Genomic DNA, 20,710 nt, shown 5'->3' with positions numbered 1-20,710 from the left:
TACGATACAATATAATGGATAAAAATACTTTCACAGGATTATTCCTGATTATGGCTATCATAGCCGGCTCAATTTATTTTTTAAAGCCGAATGAAGCCGAATTGAAAAAAGAGCGCCTGGTGCAACACCAGGATTCGGTAAAAAAGGGCTTGCTTAATAAAACAAATACGCCGGTGGCCGCTAAGTTTGATACCGCTAAAGCCGTGGTTAAAACTGTGGCCGATTCTGCAACTTTAAAAAGCCCCTTCGGCGCGGCATCTGTAGGCAGCGAGAAGCTTATCACCATAGAAAACCAGGAATTAATAGTTAAACTGAATACCAAAGGTGGTAAAGTAGCATCTGTTGAGTTAAAAAATTATAAAACCTTTGATAAAAAGCCGCTGGTATTGTTTAGTGGCGATAAAGATCATTTTGGTTTAAACTTTAACGTTGGCGCTAAAAACATCAATACCGACGAGTATTATTTTACCCCAAGTGGAACCGATTTAAAAGTAGCCGAAAAAGATTCGGCTTCCATTACCCTGCGTTTAAGCTACAGTCCAACACAGTATATTGATTATGTATACAGCTTGAAAGGTACCGGTTTTAAATTAGGCCTTACCATTAAGCCAACCGGCCTTGATGGCGTTATGGCCAATAGCAGCAACCTTAACCTGAACTGGGCCGCCAGCCTGCACAAACAGGAAAAAGATATGAAACAGGAACGCCAGTATACAACTGTTTACTACTATAATACAGATGGCGATGTTGATTATTTGAGCGAGACCAAGGACGACCAAAAAGAGGTTAGTGATAAAAAGATGACCTGGGTTGCTTTTAAACAGCATTTTTTCTCTGATGCGTTGGTGGCTAAAAATGGGATAAGCAAATCAAATTTTGCAGCAGTAACCGATGTAGCCGATACTACGGATGTCAGGCAGATGAAAGCCGATTTAACTTTAGTGCGCTCGGCCGATGGCAGCGTTCCCCTGGAGTTTTATTTTGGTCCTAACCGCTATTCAACGCTTAAGGCACAGGGCTCAGATTTACAAAAATTGGTTAACCTGGGCTGGGGGCCGTTAAAATATATCAACCAGTTTGCTGTGTTGCCGTTGTTTAACTTCCTGAACCAATTTAACTGGAACTATGGGTTAATCATTTTGATACTGACAATTGCCCTTAAGCTGGTATTATCGCCGCTTACTTACAAATCATACCTGTCGATGGCTAAAATGCGTGTGCTGAAGCCCGAGATGGATGAAATAAAGGCAAAGGTAGGAGAGGATAACCCAACACTTTTACAACAGGAATACCTTAAGCTTTACAAAAAAGCGGGAGTAAACCCATTGGGTGGCTGTTTGCCGTTAGTGATACAGATGCCAATTGTTATCGCCTTTTTTAAGTTTTTCCCAAGCTTATTTGAACTGCGCGGACAAAGCTTTTTATGGATGCATGATTTATCAACGTATGATTCGGTAATTAAATTTGCTCCCATTATGGGTGTCGATCACATCAGTTTGATGTGTTTGCTGATGACCATTTCTACGTTGATTTATACCTATTTTAATAATCAGATTTCGGGAGCTACCGGGCAAATGAAATATATCGGCTACATTACGCCGCTTATATTCCTGATCACCTTGAATAGCTATCCTTCAGGTTTGAATTATTACTACTTCCTGGCCAACATGCTTACATTTTTACAGCAATACCTGATTAAATTCATGGTTGATGATAAAAAAATTCATGCCCAAATCCAGGAAAACAAAAAGAAACCCGAGGAAAAGAAAAAGAAATCAGGTTTCCAGGCCCGTATGGAAGAAATGATGAAAAATCAACAACAAGCTAAGAAATAGTTTTTTGTACGAAAGATTTAAACTGTCAGATATCCCGGGAGGTTCGCCTTTCGGGATATTTTCCGTTTGATGGGCGGGAAGCGTCAATTGTGTAAATGTAAGTTTGCAGTTTGGCTAATCGCATATTCGGCCGGGTGTAATTTTAATGATACAAATACTCCTTAATTGCAATAACATTTTTTTAACTTAGAAGCTGTTTTGTTATCAATAAAATTTAATGATAAAACCCTCTGTTCCGGAAAATGAAAATGAGCGCCTCGCCGCTTTAAACTCCTACCAAATTCTGGACACTTTGCCCGAGCGGGCTTTTGATGAAATTACGCTCATCGCTTCCGAAATTTGTCAAACGCCTATCTCGTTAGTTAGCTTAATTGATAACGACAGGCAATGGTTTAAATCAAACAAAGGCCTGGAGGTTACCCAAACGCCTAAAGAACTTGCTTTTTGTGCTCATGCCATTTTGGAACCCAAAGAAGTAATGGTGGTTGCCGATGCGCAAATTGATGAACGATTTGCAGATAATCCACTGGTAACAGGTTCGCCACAGGTTGTTTTTTATACAGGTGTGCCGCTGATTAATCCGGATGGCTATGCCCTGGGCACCCTTTGCGTTATTGACCATAAAGCCCGCCAGCTCAATAACGCGCAAATAATTGCTCTTAAAGCCTTGGCGAACCAGGTGGTGGCGCAGCTTGAACTTAAAAAGAAAGTTAATGAACTTAACACAACCAGGCTCCAACTGGAAGAGTCAAACCAACATCTTGAAAAATTTGCCATAATGGCGGCTCATGATATCCGCAACCCGCTCACCAATATTTTGCTTACCGGGCAAGTATTAAAAGATAGATTTAAAGATAAGCTTGATGAAAAAGGCAATAAATTCCTGGATATTATCAATGCATCTTCCTATAAATTGATCTCGTTGCTCGAAAAGATGCTCGACTATTCCAAATCAAGCAAAGTGCTGATGCAGAACAGGGAGGAAGCTGAGGTAATGAGCCTGTTAGATGAAGTACTTAAACTGGTGAACATACCAGCTGCTTTTACTGTTAACATATCATCGCGGCCTGTTAAAATTACAACATCAGTTGTTGCGTTTGAACAGATCATGGCTAACCTGATTAATAACGCTATCCGTTATAACAACAAACCTAAGGGCATTATACAGATTGAATTTACAGCCGATAACTGGTTTTACACTTTTGCTATTACCGACAACGGCATAGGCATTGCTCCGGAAAATTACGCCAAAATATTTGAACCCATGACCACACTGGGCGTTAAAGACAGGTTTGACGTACAGGGTTCGGGTGTTGGATTAAGTACCGTAAAAAGCCTGGTTGAGGCATTAGGCGGCACTATAAAGGTTAACTCGGTTATTGATGAGTTTACGGCGTTTACTTTTACGCTTAAAAGGTAACTTAACGCCGATGTATAAACCCACTTGCTAACTTACGAAGTTTTTAAAACTTCGTAAGTTAGGCCTTCATGATAGGTTTGTTTAATATTTATACGGCTTCATTGTAGCACATGAACAGGCGCAATTTGCATCGGTGATGCCAAGCTTCTTTAAAAAGAACTGGTAAAAACCAATACGATCTGCCATGCCGAAGTTATCGCCTTTACCGCATTCTACGTCGCCATTAACAATGTTGATTGTCATGCCAAAGCCGGGTGTTGTACGGCCGTTTGCTTTATCATTAGCTGTCGGTTGCCATTTGCCGGTCATCACATCATGGGCCGATGGCTTGTGGGTTTCGGGGGTCATCCAAAAATATATGGCGGCTTTAAAAGCTATTACCGGGTCTTGCTCTACCAATTCGGGGTTGTTGAGCAATATTTTTGAGTTGCCAAAAATAATGTTCGAGGCAAAACCATAGTTTCCGTTATAACTTAATTGCATGGGGCCGCGGCCGTAGTATTTTTTCCCTTTAACCGCAGGATATTCGTCGCTGTCGGATATATATACGTTTGATGTATTGTCTTCGTGTATCAACATCAATCCGTCGGTATAACTCCCGTTCATGCCGTGACGCGTTTCGTGGGCTATCTGCGCAAAAAAAGCTGCGAGTTCTTTTTTGTTGATGTCGGCTGCCGAGGCAGTGCAAAAGTCTCCGTAGTCAACGGTAAACACGCTGTCTGGTTTCTTTTTCGCCCATTCTTCATTCCAGTCGGCATCCTGGCGTGCAACAGAATCTTTACCTGTTTTTTTGTTGGTGCGGATGAATTGATAAACCGACACGGCCCTGCGGGATACCTTTACTTTAACCAGCCCCAATTCATTAGCCGCTTTAATAAATGCGGCATAAGTATAAAATTTATTACGTTGTGGGAAAAGCTCATTGAACTGTTTCTCGGTAAGAATGCTGCTTATGGATGCCTTAGGTGCAGTTGTAACTATTGCGGCAGTATCCTGAGCTTTTTTATCCCCGGTGCTGCCGCCGCAGCTAACAGATGATATAATCATGGTGCTGGCGGCAACAAACAATAGCTTAGATGATAATATGATCGATTTCATGATTTTCATTAAATAACGGTTTTGACTATATTATAGGTGCAAGTTTAACGCTATCATTTTATAAAAGCATTTTATATGTAAAAATTACACAAAAGTGTTGTGTTATAATATTGGAATTGCGCTATTTGTTTCCGGTAAAAGTGATATATTCACTTTGGACGAACGAGGTATGAAAAGAATTCATGAAGATATATACTAAAACGGGAGATAAAGGGTTTACATCACTAATAGGTGGTACCCGGGTAGCTAAATACCATTTGCGAATTGAAAGCTATGGAACTGTTGATGAGCTAAACTCATACATTGGCCTTATCCGCGATCAGGATATTGCCAGCCATGATAAGGAAATATTGAAGCAGATACAGGACAGGTTGTTTACAATAGGCTCCTCTCTGGCAGCAGACCCCGAACGGTCAAAAATGGTGATACCTGATTTGCATATGGAAGATGTGGAGTTACTTGAAAAAGAAATGGACAGCATGAATGAACAATTGCCCGAGCTGCGTCATTTTATTTTACCGGGTGGCAGTAATGCCATTTCGTTTTGCCATATTGCAAGATGTATATGCAGGCGTGCCGAGCGGATAACCGTTGAACTGGCCACCGGGAGTACAGTAGACGAAAAAGTGAATATTTACCTGAACAGGCTGAGCGACTACCTGTTTACTTTGGCCCGCAAAATTGGATATGATAATAAAGTGCCTGAGAATCAATGGATACCGAGAATTTGATAATGTGAAAAAAAATATTGATATTCCACTTAAAAATATTATAGTTTTGCGAAAAAGTTAATTTACTGATAAATTATAAAATATAGAGAAATATGTATTGGACACTTGAACTTGCATCGCATCTTGAAGATGCACCATGGCCCGCAACAAAAGATGAATTAATTGATTACGCTATCCGTTCCGGAGCTCCTGTTGAGGTGATTGAAAACCTGCAGGCATTGGAAGATGATGGTGAACCGTACGAAAATATAGAAGAGATATGGCCGGATTACCCGACCAAAGATGATTTCTTTTTTAACGAAGACGAATACTAATCTGCATAAAAAAGCCTCTTTTTAGGGGCTTTTTTATTTAGGCTACATTTTTGGAATGATTTTAGTAATAAGCTTAACACATTTATCACTTAAAACTTACAAAAATGAGAGGCTTATTGTACATTATCGCGGTTATCCTGGTAATAGGATGGCTATTCGGCTTTTTCTTTGGGCATGCCGGAAATTTAATTCACATACTTTTGGTAATAGCCATTATAGCTTTACTATTAGGCGTAATCAGGCGGGCTTAACAAACCCTGTATAACCCTGCATAAATAAAAAAGCCATCGGACTACCCGGTGGCTTTTTTGCTTAAAAGCAATGCTGCTATCGCGATGTCTTCAGGGAATGTAATTTTAATGTTTTCATAACTGCCCTCAGTAAGTTGAATATCAATGCCGATTTGTTCAACAACGCTGGCATCATCAGTAAATTTAGGGCTGAAGGCCTGTTCATAAGCTTTTCTTAACAAGCCGGCTTTAAAGGTTTGGGGCGTTTGTACCAGGTAAATGTCATCCCGTAATAAACTTACCGATTTATCGGCAGTGCCCTGCCTTACAGAATCGCGGCTTTTAACGACTGTTACCGCGTTGCCATGCTCATGGGCATGGTTGTATGATGTTTGGATGATAGAAGCGCTGGTGAGCGGCCGAACGGCGTCATGCACGGCAATCAAATCGTCATCGTCACTACAAATAGCATTCAATCCGTATTTTACAGAATGAAAGCGTGTTTCGCCGCCGGCGACCAATAGGTGGGGAATGCTGAAATCGTGTTTTTTGCACAACTCATGCCAGTACGCATGAAAATCGGGATGAAGAACAAGAACGATATCTGGATTAACGCCGGAATTGTAAAATGCCAGCATAGTATGCATTAGTACAGGCAAACCATTAATCAAAAGAAATTGTTTTGGCACGGCAGTCTGCATACGGGTACCCGAGCCCCCAGCTACTATAATAGCATATTTAGATTTGAGATTTGAAATTTGAGATAGGAGATTGGCTTCGGTCATTTTTATTTTGTTTAACCATTTACCTGTCGTGCTTTGTTCTTCAGCACGACAGCTTCAATTTTTCTGTCATCCCGAGGTACGAAGGCTTTATCGGCTATGCATGACCGATAGAAAAGTTCGCGAATAGATGCTTCGTTCCTCAGCATGACAGTTTTTTATTTTTCAATGTCATTCCCCTTTTGAGAATTTTGCGAAATTTCACTGCTCAGGATGACATTAATTTTCAGTAAATCTAAAACAAAAAAAATGAGATATAAGCTTTAGCCTCATATCTCATTTTTGATATCTCAAATCTAAACTTATATAATCAGCATGGCATCACCATAGCTGTAAAAGCGGTATTTTTCTTTAACTGCAACTTCGTAAGCGTTCATTACATGTTCGTAACCGCCAAATGCCGATACCATCATCAACAGGGTTGATTCTGGCGTGTGGAAGTTGGTGATCATGGAGTTTGCAATGCTAAAATCGTACGGAGGGAAAATGAATTTGCTGGTCCAGTCGTTGGCAGCTTTAAGTGTTTTTCCTGCAGATACCGCCGATTCGATGGCGCGCATTGATGTGGTACCAACAGCGCATATCCGTGCTTTGCGCTCAATACCGCGGTTTACAATGTCGGCTTGTTTTTGCTCGATAATGAATTGTTCTGAATCCATTTTGTGCTTGGTTAAGTCCTCAACCTCAACCGGGCGGAAAGTTCCTAAACCTACGTGAAGGGTGACTTCAGCAAAATCAACACCTTTTAGTTCAAGGCGTTTCATCAGCTCACGGCTAAAATGCAAGCCGGCGGTAGGGGCTGCAACTGCACCTTCGTGTTTGGCAAAAATAGTTTGGTAACGCTCTTTGTCTTCGGCTGTAGCTTTACGTTTAATATATTTTGGCAGTGGTGTTTCGCCCAGGATCTCTACATTGCGGCGGAATTCCTCGTCGGTACCATCAAACAAAAAGCGAATGGTACGGCCGCGCGAAGTGGTATTGTCAACAACTTCGGCAATTAACAAATCGTCATCGCCAAAATATAATTTATTGCCTACGCGTATTTTACGCGCCGGATCAACCAGTACATCCCATAAGCGTAGTTCTTTGTTTAGTTCGCGTAATAAAAAAACTTCGATGGTTGCGCCTGTTTTTTCTTTATTTCCATACAAACGGGCGGGGAATACTTTAGTATTGTTAAGGATCATTACATCCTTATCGTCAAAATAATCAAGTACGTCTTTAAATATTTTATGCTCAATTTTGCCAGAATCTTTGTGTAATACCATTAAACGCGCTTCGTCTCGGGTAGCTGATGGGTTGTGTGCAATTAGTGACTCTGGTAAATTGAATTTAAATTGAGATAATTTCATGTTTGTGTATATGAATTTTCAGGGCGCAAATGTATGAATTTTTTTGTTAAATTCACGGATTTTTTTAAGGGTCTCCTTGTTTTATAAACCTTTAAGTTTAATATTAAATTGCTGTAACTTAAATGCAGCAATGCCGTCTAAAAAACAAAAACATTCAACCGGGTAAAATCTGTTCATTTTAGCTTTTGCTACGGTGCAAATGCAATAAGGTTAACCATTGAAATCAAAATAAGTTTATATGCTGTTTTTAAAACTTTTCGGGGAAAGCTTTTTGTTTGCTTTTGATGCACTAAAACAAAACAAAACCCGCACAACACTTTCGTTGTTAGGTGTAACCATTGGCATATTTACCATTATAGCCGTATTTTCGGCAGTTGATACACTGCGTAACAACCTGCAAAACAGCGTTAATAAGTTAGGCAACAACAGTATTTACGTTGAAAAATGGCCTTGGGTAGGTGGCAGCGATTTTCCGTGGTGGAAATACTTGCGTAGGCCGGTACCCAAGCTTAAAGATTTTAATGAACTGTCGCGCCGTAGCCAAACTGCCGAAGCTTTGTCTTATGAGATAAGCGTTGACAACCGTACCATTAAATATAAAAGCAATACCGTTGATGGCGCCCAGATTGATGCGGCATCGCAAGACCACAACAAAACCTGGAATTTTGATTTTGCGGAAGGGCGGTATTTTACCGGGATGGAATCAAAAACAGGCGCCCCGATAACCGATATAGGTTTCGATATAGCCCAAAACCTTTTCCCGGCCGGTGATGCAATTGGCAAACAGATAAAAGTAATGGGCCGCTATGTTACGGTAGTTGGTGTGTTTTCAAAACAAGGTAAGGACATGCTGGGCATATCTACCGATAAAGAAGTTTTATTGCCACTAAATTTTGCGCATAACCTGGTTGATATCCAGGCCGAAAATTATCACCCGTCCATCATTGTGCGGGGTAAAGATGGTATCCCTACCGATGATGTTGAAAGCGAGATAAGGGGCCTCATGCGTTCAATCAGGAGCTTAAGGCCTGGTGTTGAAGATAATTTTGCGCTTAACCGTACCACCATGCTAACCCAGCAATTGGATAGTGTTTTTAAAGTTTTAAACACCGGCGGGGCTATAATAGGTTTATTTTCGATGTTGGTTGGCGGGTTTGGTATAGCCAATATCATGTTTGTATCGGTAAAGGAGCGCACAAATATTATAGGCATCCAAAAATCATTGGGTGCTAAAAACTATTTCATATTATTACAGTTCTTAATTGAATCCGTATCGCTTTGCCTCATGGGTGGGTTAATAGGCCTGTTATTTGTATATTTTTTAACGTTTGGTATTAAAGCTGTATTTGATGTGCAGGTGATACTTGGGGCTTCAAATATTATAACAGGTTTAAGCTTCTCGCTGATAACAGGTGTTTTATCAGGGATAATTCCGGCTTATTTTGCCTCGGTACTTGATCCTGTTGAAGCAATACGGACTAACTAACGTAATAAATGAAAATTGTAAACAGTATTTTTATTGTTGCCGTGCTGGTAGCTTCACAGGCATGTAACCAACCAGTAAAGCAGCAGGAGGCTGTTAAAGCCGATAGTGCCGCTGTTAAAGTTGTAGATGCAAAAATTGCAGATACTGCCAATACGGCCCAGGTCTTTTCTGCTTACATTGCGCTTAAAAACGAATTTCTGAAATCAAATGTAGCAGGGATTAAAGCTGCGGCTTCGGTACTTGAAAGTAAGCTTATTGGCATTAAAGGTTGTTCAGAAACCGCTACGCTCACTAATAAAATGGTAACAACCGATGATATAAAAGATCAACGTGCAGCCTTTTTAACGCTGAGTAATGATGTGATTGCCCTTATTAAAGGAAGTAAGATAAAAACAGCAGCTATCTACGTTGATTTTTGCCCTATGGCTGATGCCGGTAAAGGCGGATATTGGTTATCGCTCGATAAGAAAATAGCAAATCCATACTTTCCCGAACATATGAGAGAGTGCGGATTGGTGAAGGAGCAGGTGAATTAATTAACGCTTATTTACTGATTTACACTCACTGCGGGGTTATAATATTTGGCCGCTTTTTCAAACAAAGTTTCGGGTACAAAAGGCTTGGTAAGATAATCGCTCATCCCTGCTTCTAAGGCTTTGCTGTAGGTTTCGGGCATGGCATCGGCTGTTAATGCTATGATGGGTATATCCGGGTGCGATTTTTTGATAATAGCCGAAGCTTCAAATCCATCCATAACCGGCATCTGTAAATCCATAATGATAAGGTTATAGCTGTTATTATTTACCATATTTACGGCTATTTCGCCATTTAGCGCCTCATCAGTACTCGCATTCCATTTTTTTAAAAAACGGGTGGCAATCATCAGGTTCATTTTATTGTCATCAACTACCAGTATATTCATGCCAGCCAGGTTAAGTGTAAACCCGGCTACAGATGGTGTAACAGGCTGATGACCTGTAGTTTTTGAAGCTATATTAAAGGCGATAGAAAATGCAAAGGATGTGCCCTTGCGCAGTTCGCTTATAACAGATATAGTGCTGTTGTGCAGCTCAACCAGGCGTTTGGTAATGGCAAGGCCAAGGCCTGTACCGCCATAATCATTGTTAATTACATGCTTATCCTGCATAAACGGATCAAAAACAATACCGAAACTATCGGCACTGATGCCTATCCCGGTATCGGTAACCGTAAACTTAACCGTTACAGTAGTGCTGTTTATTAGTTCTTTCTCCAGTTTAATGGTAACCCCGCCGGTATGGGTAAACTTTACAGCATTGCTCACCAGGTTGTTCATTACCTGGCTTAAACGCATGTTGTCGCCGGTTACCATTTCTGGTATACCATCGTCAATTACAACATCCAGATATAATTGCTTTTCGGTAACCCTGGCGTGAAAGGACTGCTTTATTTTATGGATTAATTGATGAAGGTTGAACGGCGAGTTGTTAAGCTCAAGTTTGCCTGCCTCAATTTTATTATAATCTAAAATGTCATTGATGATAGCCAGCAGGTTCTCGCCCGAAAACCTTAAGGTATTCAGGTATTCCAGTTGCTCTGGCCGGGGATTTTCCGAGAGTAATAAATTGGTAGTGCCAATAACCGCATTCATCGGGGTGCGTATCTCATGGCTCATTATCGACAAAAACTCCGATTTAAATTTCGATGCCTTTTCGGCCACCTCTTTCGCCCAGATCAACTCTTGCCGTGCCTTTTGCTGGTCGGTTATATCTTCGCCAATGCTACTGGTTTCTCTCAGGTCGCCATTTTCGTCAAAAATAATGGTGTTTTGCCAGCTTATAATCCGTTCCTCGCCATTGCGGCAAATAATAGGATTAATAAAATGGGCTTCCACCGCATTATTTTTAAACCAGTTGGTCATGAAATCTTTTAAGTCGTGCGGTATAAAATGTTCCATCCAGTTCATGCCTGCAATTTCGGTTTGGGAGTAACCCAGCAGTTTGGCCAGGTATTTATTGCAAAAAATCACATTACCGTTTTTATCTAAAGTAACGGCTGCCAGGTTAATGGTCTCTAAAACCAATTTATACTTGCTTTCTGACTGCCGGTAGTCTAATTCGGCTTGTTTGCGTTCTGTTATATCCTGTAAAGTACCAATGATTTTACGTATGGTGCCATCATCGCGCCTCATCAGCTTACCTATAATTACGCTTAGATATTTTACGTTGCCATTTGGGGTAATTATGCGGTATTCTTGCGAGATATCTTTTAAATTTTCGGGTTTTCTGAGCAATTGCTTTAAAATATGCCTGTCATTAGGATGAACATATTTTAACAACAACCTTATTTGGTTTAATTCCCGCGGGTCAACGGCCGAAACTTCATATATAATGTTCAATTCATCCGACCAGGCAAGCAGGTTTGTGGTTAAGTTCCATTTCCAGTTACCTATTTTGGCAATGGTTTGGGCTTCCACCAGTTCTACCTGGCTAACTTTTATAGCTTTTTCAGATAGCTTAGCTTCTGTGATGTCCTGCAATACGCCAAAAATCTTTTTACCACTGCCATCATCAGCCTGCAACAAATCGCCACGGATAATTTTAATATATTTTAAATTGCCCTTCGGCGTAATAAATTTATGTTCAAACTGGGGCTGTGTTATCTGGTGAACGCTTGATAGGTAAGCTTCGGCATTTTTGCGGTCGTCCTGGTGGATGAGGCTAATATAATAATGAAATTTGCTGATATTAGGGGGGATACTCTCAATCTCGAGCAGGCTGAATAAGTTATCTGACCAATAGGCTTCACTTGTAATGCTATCATACCACCAGTTACCGGTTTTTGAAATGGCCTGCGCCTCAAGTAAAAGAGCTTCATTGGCCTTTAGAGCGTTTGCATATCTTTTTTGTTCGGATATATCTACAAAAACTAACGAAATACGCTGCATATATGCGCCATTCCTGTCAAAAATTGGCACAACCTTAGCTATAAACCAAAGATCGGGATCAAAATCCGACATGAAATCAAAAGACGTTGACAAACGGGTTTGTATTACATAATCAAGCGCCTCATTATATTTCTTCGCCTTGTCTGTGCCTAATACGTCTTCTATTTTTTTTCCTATAAATGCTCTTGGGTTAACTGTTATTTTTGTTAAATCGCTAAACCAGGCGTTTTGGCAAACCTTATCTTCATTAAACTCATAAATAATATCATTTAATGAGTTTATGAGCGATGAAAGGTCTTCCCGGCTTTGGCGCAACATGCCGTCATTAGCTATCAGGCTACTGTTAAGCTGCATTACATTATCGACAGCATTTTTAAGCTTATATTGATATGATTTTACAACCAGGAATGACACGTAGGCGATGATGGAGAAAACCACAATAAGCACCGCCAGTACAGGCAGCGATATATTAAGCCGGGGGCCATTAATATAAGCAGCGATGATTGCCAGTAAATTAAGGCCGCAAATGGTAACAAATTCCCATGCTTTATTACAAAACAAAGTAAGGGCTATAAATATGGTAATGGAGCTAAACAGGTATGCATGCCCAAAACCATTAATGGTTAATAATATGTAATTATTAATTATCAGGAAAGCTAAAATTGTGATATAAGTACTTGCCGTATAAATGGCTTTATTGTTGCCGAAAGACAGGCCCAGTGAAACAACGCAAAAAAAACTGTTAATAAGCCTCAACCAAATAGGGTCATATGAGTTATAATAACAAAGATAATGTAACGAAGGGCTTGCAATAAACAGGCCGATGAGTAATAACCGGTAAACTGTATCGTCGTTTTGGATTATTAACAGTGTTTTAACTTTCAACGACATTAACAGATACTTTTTAAATGATTCAGGGCAATATTACTTAGTAAACGAGGGGTAATTTAATAATTTTGCAGTTAAAAATTTACAAATAGTAAATTATCTTAGCGGTTATTAATACGCAGATTTAATTACATTTGTTGCAGATACAAAAATTTCTATGTCGGAAACAGCACAGCTAAAAATTGGTGATAAAACATTTGAACTCCCGGTAATTGAGGGTACAGAAGGCGAAAAAGCAATAGATATTTCAAAACTGCGAGATCAAAGCGGTTACGTAACGCTGGATATCGGCTACAAAAACACAGGTGCTACCAAAAGCGCCATTACTTTTTTGGACGGGGAAAAAGGCATCCTTAAATATCGTGGTTACTCGATTGAACAACTGGCCGAAAATGCCAGTTTTATTGAGGTAGCTTACTTATTGATATACGGCGAATTACCAAAGGAGCAGGAGTTAGCCGATTTTCAATACCAGGTTAGCCGCCACACCCTTGTGCATGAGGATATGAAAAAGTTTTTTGATGGCTTTCCATCAAAATCACATCCTATGGGCCAGCTGTCGTCGTTAATTGGCGCATTGGCAGCTTTTAACCCCGAATCGTTAAAACCAGGTTTATCTGCCGAGGAAGTGAATTTGGAAATCATAAAGCTGCTGGCTAAAATGAGCACTGTAGTATCGTGGATCTACAAAAAATCGTTAGGCCACCCGGTTGTGTATCCACAAAATAAATACGATTATGTAACCAACTTCCTGTACATGACGTTTGCCGAGCGTACAGAAGATTATAAGGTAGATAGGGTAGTGGTGGATGTAATGAACAAATTACTGATACTGCATGCCGATCATGAGCAAAACTGCTCAACGTCAACAGTTCGTATCGTAGGTTCATCAGATGCTAATTTATACGCGTCTATTTCGGCAGGTATTTCAGCACTTTGGGGCCCGCTGCATGGTGGCGCAAACCAGGCTGTGATAGAAATGCTGGAGAAAATTAAAAACGACGGTGGAGATACTGATAAATGGATAGCCAAGGCAAAGGATAAAAACGATCCTTTTCGTTTAATGGGCTTCGGTCACCGGGTGTATAAAAATTTCGACCCGAGGGCCAAAATCATTAAGAAAGCTTGTGATGACATATTAGAAAAATTAGGCATCAATGACGAGGTACTGGAAATAGCCAAAAAGCTGGAAGAAGTTGCCCTGAAAGATCCTTATTTTGTTGAACGCAAGCTTTACCCTAACGTTGATTTTTATTCGGGTATCATTTACCGGGCATTAGGTTTCCCAACCGAGATGTTTACCGTACTATTCGCCCTTGGCCGCCTGCCAGGTTGGATAGCCCAATGGAAAGAGATGAAAGCCAACAAAGAACCTATCGGCCGCCCACGCCAGATTTATACCGGTGACACCGACAGGGAATATAAGGATATAAAAGAAAGATAGTCCTTTTGGTTCACTGGTTCATTGGTCTGCTTTTTCAGACCCAAGGCTTAATATAAATACATAAAAAAGCGATTGGTAGCCCCGATCGCTTTTTTTGTGCCGCTGATGATCGCGGGGTAGGACCAATGAACCAGTGAACAAATGAACTAAAAAGACCCGCTGGTTTTCACCGGGCGGGTCTATCAAATCAATCAACTGTTAATAATTATCTTATAGTTTTGTAATGGTATAGGTATTGGCATTTGCGTTAAGCACTATTTTATAGTTGCCGCTTGCTGCCACATCAATGTTTGGTCCGTTTTGTGTAAGACCGGATGTTGGGCCGCCAAGGTTAAAGTCCCAGGCGTGATTAAACCTGAATTTGAATTGTTTGCCACCAATAAGGGCAACGGTAACAGCATATGTTTTCGTTCCCGCGTCATACGTCATATCGGTATCATCGCTCCAGCCGCCTGGTGTTGCGTCGCCAATAACAGCCCATATTTGTTTGGTAGCAGTAAACGTCATTTTATCTGCATTTAAGTCGAGATGCAAAGCATATAAACCGGCCGATGGAACAGATAGGTTGCCACCCGAGGTGCTTACCTTGCCGCTGCCCGCATCGCCATAGGCCACATCCCATGTTCTTTTAGGGGTGATTTTAAACTCAAGATTACCCGGGGTAAAGGCGACGAAACCATCGTAAATATTATCGCTGTTTGGCGATTTTAAGCTATCGGCGGTTGCCGGGCTCCATCCCTGGTAAGCACCTGGTACGTATACATAGCTGGCCAGTTTGTAAGGCTTCACCGTTAAAGTAAGTACGTTGGTATATGATATTGAGTTGGCTGCAACAGCCGATTTAACACGTACTTCCAGATCGGTATTGTTGTCATATGACAAGCCCATAGTAAGCAATATTGCGTTTAAACTGCCAACAGTGTATGACTGGGTAGTTCCGCTTAAAGCAACCTCAGTTAACTTGGTTGATTTAAAGCTGCTGCCTTTTACATCCATTTGCAAGGTGTAACTAACTTTTGCAGCATACCCGGTAACCGAAGTTGCAGGCCAGGTAAAAGTAACAGCAACATCAGTCGCATTATCTTTTGATAGCACAGGAGCAGTAGATGTTGCCGCTAAGGTACCTGCTTTGCCAACGTTTGCAACAACCCTGGTTTCATCCTTTTTACAGGACGGTAGCAATAATAACCCGAGGCTGCTTATTGCTAAAATTTTGGTTAAAAGTTTTTTCATTTCTCTCTTTTAATCTGTTTAATAAATGTTTTTATAAAGAGCCCAAAACGCCGGGAGGCGCTTCATGGCTATTAATCTTATTTATATCCGTCGTTTTGTTTCAGGGTAGGGTTGTTAACAATATCAGCAGATGGAATTGGCATCAGGTTAAAATGAGTATCAACGCTTGTGCCGGCTTTAACACCGCCTTTCCAGGCCCAGATATAATCACCGCCGGTGAATTTGCCAAAACGGATAAGGTCTGTTCTCCTGTGCATTTCAAACAAAAACTCGCGCCCTCTTTCATCAAGTATGAAAGGAAGTGTTAGTTGTAGCGCTGTGATATTACCGGTTACACTACCATTATAAGCTCTTGTACGTATCTGGTTTACATATTGTAACGCTGTAACCAGGTTGCCACCAGTACCGCCGCGCAAAACAGCTTCGGCATAAATCAAATAGGCATCAGCTAAACGGAACATCGGGAAATCTGTGTCCGGGAAGTTACCGGTTGCGTCAGAACCCACAGCTCCTGTCGAGGTTACATTTCTGAATTTTTGGATGGCATAACCGTCAGTAAAGGTGTACTCGTCGTTTATCTCCAGATTTTGTCCATCTGTAAAGAAAAGAGCCCTTTTATCGGTATTTCCGCTTGCGTCGCTAAATAAACTTACATACTGTTTTGTCGTACGCAAACCAGACCAGCCTCCATTAATACCAAAGTCGGAAGGAGTCATTTTACCGCCAACCTGGGCATGTACAAGGTATGTAATGCCGCCGTACCCGGTTGTATGGATACCGTCAAATGTAATAGGGAAAATTATCTCGTTTGATTTGTTGTTATCGGCAAGGAACAGGTTTTTAAAATTAGGTTCCAAAGTATAACCGGCAGATATTACTTTGCTGGCATAAGTTATAGCATCGGTGCTTCTGTCTGTACCTGTATAAACTTTGGCGTTAAGGTAAAGTTTAGCCAGTAACATCCAGCTAGCTGCCTTATCGGCGCGGCCATACTCAAAACGAGGTGCCCCCATGTCTGCTTCGCAAGTTTTTAACTCACTTTCAATGTATGCGAAGATTTCGGCACGTGACTTTTGCTTTGGAAAAAATACACCCACAACGTCATTTTCGGTTACAAATGGTATGGAGCCGAAAAGGTCAATGCCATGCCAATAAGCTAACGCTCTTATGAAGCGGGCTTCCGCACGGTATTGTTTTGCTAATGTGAGGTTATCCCCGGTAATACCATTGCCTGATAATTTATCGTCGGTTGTTTGACGGATAAATTCATTTGATATTGAAATGGTGTAAAATATCCTGTTATACATGGCTGTTATAAATTCGTTTTGCGAATTCCAGGTCATGTTGTGCAAGTTATGAATGGTGCCATCATTCCATACAATAGCGGCTTCGTCTGTGGTTAATTCCTGCATGTTGTAATATTCGCGCAGGTAATTGCTAAAGCCTTCATCAATACCCGCGATATCGGCATTGCCTGCAGGGCCTTGTTGTCCGCTTAACGCAAATGATGTATATAGTTTTGCCAGTATAGATTTATAATTGCTAAAATCTTTATATACCTTATCTGTGGTCACCGCATTTTTCGGCGTCAGATCTTTTTTACATGATGTTAAATTAACCGATAAACCTATCGTTGCGATAGCTAACAGTTTAATTAAATTTCTTCTTTTCATATCTATATCTGTTTATGAAATTATAAGCTCAGGTTTAAACCAAGGGTGTATACTCTTGGGCGCGGATAGAAGTTGTTGTCCACACCGCCATTTACTTCAGGATCAAGGCCTTTGTATTTAGTGATCACAAATACGTTATTCACATTAAATGACGCCCTTAAATTGTGCGTTCCTTTAATGTGAAAGGTATAACCTAAGGTAGCATAGTCCATACGTACAAATGACGCGTTTTCTACGTAGTAGTCAGAGTACAATTGGTATTGCTGGAACTGTGTTTGTAAAACGCTTGAAGGAAGGTTGCCCAGATAGCCCGAGAATTTTAATCCGGCATAAGCGCCGTTAGCCGCCGACTGTGCATTGTACAGATAGTTACCGAGGTTGGCCCTTGCACTGAATCCTAAATTCCATTGTTTATAGGAGAAATCTGAATTGAATCCCATAAATGCCTTTGGTTCAGATTGTTTGTATAAATATTTGTCGTCAGATGAGCTTCCGTTTTTGTTTCTGTCAACATACACTCCTTCAAGTGGAAGGCCATTTTGGTCATAAACCTGTTGATATACATAAAATGCGCTCGGACTTTGACCCGCTTTGTATAAACCAATGGTGTTTCCAACACCGCCAGGAATGCCAGTTACAGCAATGGTTTGATTAGGGTCGCTTGTTAAGGATATATTGGTGATCTTTCGTTTATTTAGAGACAAATTGTAACCAAGTTTCCAGTTAATATCTTTTGTTGCAACGGCGATAACATTGATATTGAAATCTACACCTTTAGTGGTAAGGTTACCAATATTTGCAAGTATATAGTTACTAAGGTTAGTACCTGCGGGTATTGGGGTATAAATTAAAAGGTCTTTGGTTTTTTTGTTATAAAACTCAATAGTACCGTTCACTCTCCCGTTAAACAGCCCATAATCAAGGGCCAGATTGGTAGTAGCAGTTGATTCCCATTTTAAATTTGCATTATACCTGTCCGAGCGTAAGGTATTTACAAAGGTACTCCCAAATTGGTACTGCGCAGCAGTATTACTTGGCTCATAAACGGCCAGGTATGGGAAATAGTCACCACCATCCTGCTGACCGGTGATGCCGTATCCTGCTTTCAGTTTTAAGTCTGATAAGAAATCAACTCCTTTTAAAAACGACTCTTCTTTTGCTCTCCACGCAAATGCAACAGATGGGAAATATCCGTTTCTATGTAATTCAGAGAAACGTGATGACCTATCGTCTCTTATAGTTGCAGTAAGCAAATATTTTTCGTTGAAAGCGTAATTTAAACGTGCAAACGGCGACTCAATATAATATTGGCCATATGACGGTGAGGCTGCGCTGCCCACAGGAGTGGTTTTATCGGCTTTATACCCCTGAAATGTGCGATAATAGCTATTGAAATATTGGTAAGAATAGCCTGCCTGCAAATCTAAATGGCTCTTAATTTCTTTAAAATCTTTGGTGTATTTTAAATAATAGTCGGTATTGTAAGTATACAATTCGCTAAAATAATGCGAATATGAACCTCCTTGAGCAAAATTAGAGGCTGCAGATGCAGGTATAAAAGTATATCCTTTACCATCACTTAAATCGCCGCCAACAGTAGCGTTAAATTGCAGTTCTTTCAAAAACGGGAAAGTATAATTAACATTTAAGGTACCTATTCCCCTGGTTGCCCTGCCTTGGGCATCTTGTTGGTTTAATAAGCCAACGGGGTTACGTGGGGCAAGGGTATTTGGATTGCCACTACCATCGAGCCACTCAAAATAACCACCATATTTGCTTTTATCATTTGAGTACACTGGTTGAGTTGGATCAAATGCAATGGCATTGCCAATAGCGCCGGCAGCAAAATGGCTTAAGGTATGTGAACCTTTCAAGTTTAGGTCTACTTTTAAGCTGTTGTGTAAAAAATCGTGACTTATGTTAAAAGCAACGGTAGTCCTTTTTAAATTATCGGTTTTAACTATCCCATCCTGATCCAGATAGCCAACTGATAGTCTGTAAGGTAACCCCTTTATGCCGCCAGTGATACTCAAGTTATTATCGTAAGTGTAAGCCGGGCGGTAAATTAAACTTTGCCAATCGGTATTTGCGGTACCCAACAAGCTGGCCTGACCGGGGCTTTGCGCTTTTACAGCGGTGCGAAATTGGTCGGCGCTCAAAACGCTTACTTCTTTGGTTACTTTTGATAAAGATGATTTTGAATCGAAATCAATATGCAACTTACCATCTTTCCCTTTTTTAGTAGTAATGATAATTACGCCGTTGGAGGCACGCGAACCGAAAATTGCTGTGGCTGATGCATCCTTGAGGATATTGTAAGACTCGATGTCGTCGGGATTGATTAAGCTTAAAGGATTAGATACCCCACTGATACCATTATTACTTAGTGGTATTCCGTCAACTACAATAAGTGGATCATTGCTGCCTGTTAAAGAAGCGCCACCACGGATGCGGATTGTACTACCAGAACCTGGCGCACCACTGTTTGATGTAATTTGCACACCGGAAACTTTGCCAGTAATTAATTGCTCAGGTGTAGTTACTGGTCCCTGGTTAAAATCCTTGGCCGAGATTGAAGTTACCGAGCCGGTAAGATCTTTCTTCTTTTGGGTACCGTACCCTACCACAACCACTTCGTTAAGATTTTGATTGTCGGGTTTTAATGAAAAGTTAACCTCAACAGCAGTATTACCTACCGTTACAGCTTTCTTTAAAGCCACATAACCTAAAAACTTAGCGGTTACGGTAACGTTCCCGGTCTTAACACCGGTAATGGTGTAGTTACCATTGCCATCGGTAGTTGCACCTATGGTTGTACCGTCAATAGTAACGGCAGCACCGGGCAGGGGTGCGTTGGTTTCGTCTAATACTTTCCCTTTAATGCTTCCTGTTTGGGCAAACGCCATTACTGACATCATTAGAAAGGCACAAAGAAGAACGTACTTTTTTGAGTAATTTTTTCTCATTTACTTTTTGGGTTTTTGTGAATTAAAAAGGCTTAATTAGCCGGTGTTAAATTGGTCTGATAATTTTGCTGAAACAGCACGCGACTAATTTACATTTAGAAATAATAAAAGCAAATTTTATATAAAAGATAATTTTGACCCAATTAATTAAGTTTTAATTAACTTTAATGAAATACAAAAAAGGGCAGTATTTTTGATACTTTTTGCCTTTTTTTGTGGGAAATTTGCAAACTGGCTAACATTTATACAAAACTAAGTGTCAAAATTACACAATAGGCAATTTTACTAATATGTAACGATTTTCCGGGAACGTTCCCGGAAAATAATTGTCA

General features: G+C 40.5%; 16 protein-coding genes. 8 read left to right on the top strand and 8 right to left on the bottom strand.

Going from position 1 to position 20,710, the window contains the following annotated elements; all coding sequences use genetic code 11:
* The first annotated feature begins 14 nt into the window (after nucleotides 1–14).
* Both yidC and BMX56_RS22970 read left to right on the top strand, forming a co-directional pair.
* Complete coding sequence (yidC, locus tag BMX56_RS22975; protein ID WP_090652031.1) at nucleotides 15–1,835, top strand: membrane protein insertase YidC; 1,821 nt, start codon at nucleotides 15–17, stop codon at nucleotides 1,833–1,835.
* 217 nt (nucleotides 1,836–2,052) lie between these two features.
* Nucleotides 2,053–3,255 carry a sensor histidine kinase gene (locus BMX56_RS22970; RefSeq protein ID WP_090652030.1) on the top strand — a complete coding sequence of 401 codons (1,203 nt, stop codon included), beginning with the start codon at nucleotides 2,053–2,055 and terminating at the stop codon, nucleotides 3,253–3,255.
* Nucleotides 3,256–3,336: 81 nt separating this feature from the next.
* On the opposite strand, the gene BMX56_RS22965 is transcribed toward BMX56_RS22970, so the two are convergent.
* On the bottom strand, nucleotides 3,337–4,353 hold the full coding sequence (locus tag BMX56_RS22965) for a chitinase (RefSeq protein ID WP_177183889.1): 1,017 nt from the start codon (nucleotides 4,351–4,353) through the stop codon (nucleotides 3,337–3,339).
* 182 nt (nucleotides 4,354–4,535) lie between these two features.
* Between BMX56_RS22965 and BMX56_RS22960 the strand changes: the two genes are divergently transcribed.
* From BMX56_RS22960 to BMX56_RS29910, 3 genes are all read left to right on the top strand, one after another.
* Nucleotides 4,536–5,084 (top strand): cob(I)yrinic acid a,c-diamide adenosyltransferase, encoded by a 549-nt coding sequence (locus BMX56_RS22960; RefSeq protein ID WP_090652028.1) that lies wholly within the window; start codon nucleotides 4,536–4,538, stop codon nucleotides 5,082–5,084.
* Between the two features lie 92 nt (nucleotides 5,085–5,176).
* The gene (locus BMX56_RS22955) at nucleotides 5,177–5,398 is read left to right on the top strand and encodes a DUF2795 domain-containing protein (RefSeq protein WP_002996718.1); all 222 of its coding nucleotides are present in this window, start codon (nucleotides 5,177–5,179) and stop codon (nucleotides 5,396–5,398) included.
* 104 nt (nucleotides 5,399–5,502) lie between these two features.
* Nucleotides 5,503–5,649: a lmo0937 family membrane protein gene (locus BMX56_RS29910; protein WP_143065512.1), complete on the top strand. Its 147-nt coding sequence runs from the start codon at nucleotides 5,503–5,505 to the stop codon at nucleotides 5,647–5,649.
* 41 nt (nucleotides 5,650–5,690) lie between these two features.
* Here the strand turns inward: BMX56_RS29910 and BMX56_RS22950 are convergent, their stop codons facing one another.
* The 3 genes from BMX56_RS22950 to queA form a co-directional block, all read right to left on the bottom strand.
* On the bottom strand, nucleotides 5,691–6,413 hold the full coding sequence (locus BMX56_RS22950) for a 2-C-methyl-D-erythritol 4-phosphate cytidylyltransferase (protein WP_090652027.1): 723 nt from the start codon (nucleotides 6,411–6,413) through the stop codon (nucleotides 5,691–5,693).
* An 11-nt stretch (nucleotides 6,414–6,424) separates the two neighbouring features.
* Nucleotides 6,425–6,559, bottom strand: coding sequence for a hypothetical protein (locus tag BMX56_RS30580; protein ID WP_255369897.1), 135 nt, complete (start codon nucleotides 6,557–6,559; stop codon nucleotides 6,425–6,427).
* A gap of 153 nt (nucleotides 6,560–6,712) precedes the next feature.
* Nucleotides 6,713–7,762, bottom strand: a complete 1,050-nt coding sequence (gene queA, locus BMX56_RS22945) for a tRNA preQ1(34) S-adenosylmethionine ribosyltransferase-isomerase QueA (RefSeq protein WP_090652026.1) — start codon at nucleotides 7,760–7,762, stop codon at nucleotides 6,713–6,715.
* A gap of 238 nt (nucleotides 7,763–8,000) precedes the next feature.
* On the opposite strand from queA, the gene BMX56_RS22940 reads away from it, so the two are divergent.
* Nucleotides 8,001–9,248, top strand: a complete 1,248-nt coding sequence (locus tag BMX56_RS22940; protein WP_090652025.1) for an ABC transporter permease — start codon at nucleotides 8,001–8,003, stop codon at nucleotides 9,246–9,248.
* Nucleotides 9,249–9,256: 8 nt separating this feature from the next.
* Entirely contained in the window at nucleotides 9,257–9,784 is a 528-nt protein-coding gene (locus tag BMX56_RS22935; protein WP_090652024.1) for a DUF3347 domain-containing protein, read from the top strand.
* 11 nt (nucleotides 9,785–9,795) lie between these two features.
* On the opposite strand, the gene BMX56_RS22930 is transcribed toward BMX56_RS22935, so the two are convergent.
* Nucleotides 9,796–13,065 (bottom strand): PAS domain-containing hybrid sensor histidine kinase/response regulator, encoded by a 3,270-nt coding sequence (locus BMX56_RS22930; RefSeq protein ID WP_090652023.1) that lies wholly within the window; start codon nucleotides 13,063–13,065, stop codon nucleotides 9,796–9,798.
* A gap of 154 nt (nucleotides 13,066–13,219) precedes the next feature.
* Between BMX56_RS22930 and BMX56_RS22925 the strand changes: the two genes are divergently transcribed.
* Nucleotides 13,220–14,506 carry a citrate synthase gene (locus BMX56_RS22925; RefSeq protein ID WP_090652022.1) on the top strand — a complete coding sequence of 429 codons (1,287 nt, stop codon included), beginning with the start codon at nucleotides 13,220–13,222 and terminating at the stop codon, nucleotides 14,504–14,506.
* 210 nt (nucleotides 14,507–14,716) lie between these two features.
* Here BMX56_RS22925 and BMX56_RS22920 read toward each other — a convergent pair whose 3' ends face one another.
* The 3 genes from BMX56_RS22920 to BMX56_RS22910 all read right to left on the bottom strand — a co-directional run bounded on the left by BMX56_RS22920 (nucleotide 14,717) and on the right by BMX56_RS22910 (nucleotide 20,378).
* The gene (locus tag BMX56_RS22920) at nucleotides 14,717–15,739 is read right to left on the bottom strand and encodes a SusE domain-containing protein (protein WP_090652021.1); all 1,023 of its coding nucleotides are present in this window, start codon (nucleotides 15,737–15,739) and stop codon (nucleotides 14,717–14,719) included.
* A gap of 77 nt (nucleotides 15,740–15,816) precedes the next feature.
* Nucleotides 15,817–17,412 carry a RagB/SusD family nutrient uptake outer membrane protein gene (locus tag BMX56_RS22915; protein ID WP_090652020.1) on the bottom strand — a complete coding sequence of 532 codons (1,596 nt, stop codon included), beginning with the start codon at nucleotides 17,410–17,412 and terminating at the stop codon, nucleotides 15,817–15,819.
* A gap of 20 nt (nucleotides 17,413–17,432) precedes the next feature.
* Nucleotides 17,433–20,378 carry a SusC/RagA family TonB-linked outer membrane protein gene (locus BMX56_RS22910; protein WP_090652019.1) on the bottom strand — a complete coding sequence of 982 codons (2,946 nt, stop codon included), beginning with the start codon at nucleotides 20,376–20,378 and terminating at the stop codon, nucleotides 17,433–17,435.
* Nucleotides 20,379–20,710 lie beyond the last annotated feature (332 nt).

The organism is Mucilaginibacter sp. OK283 (genome assembly GCF_900110415.1).
Taxonomy (GTDB): domain Bacteria; phylum Bacteroidota; class Bacteroidia; order Sphingobacteriales; family Sphingobacteriaceae; genus Mucilaginibacter.
Note: the sequence above shows the minus strand (reverse complement) of the source record. Positions and strands in the feature narration are given on the sequence as shown.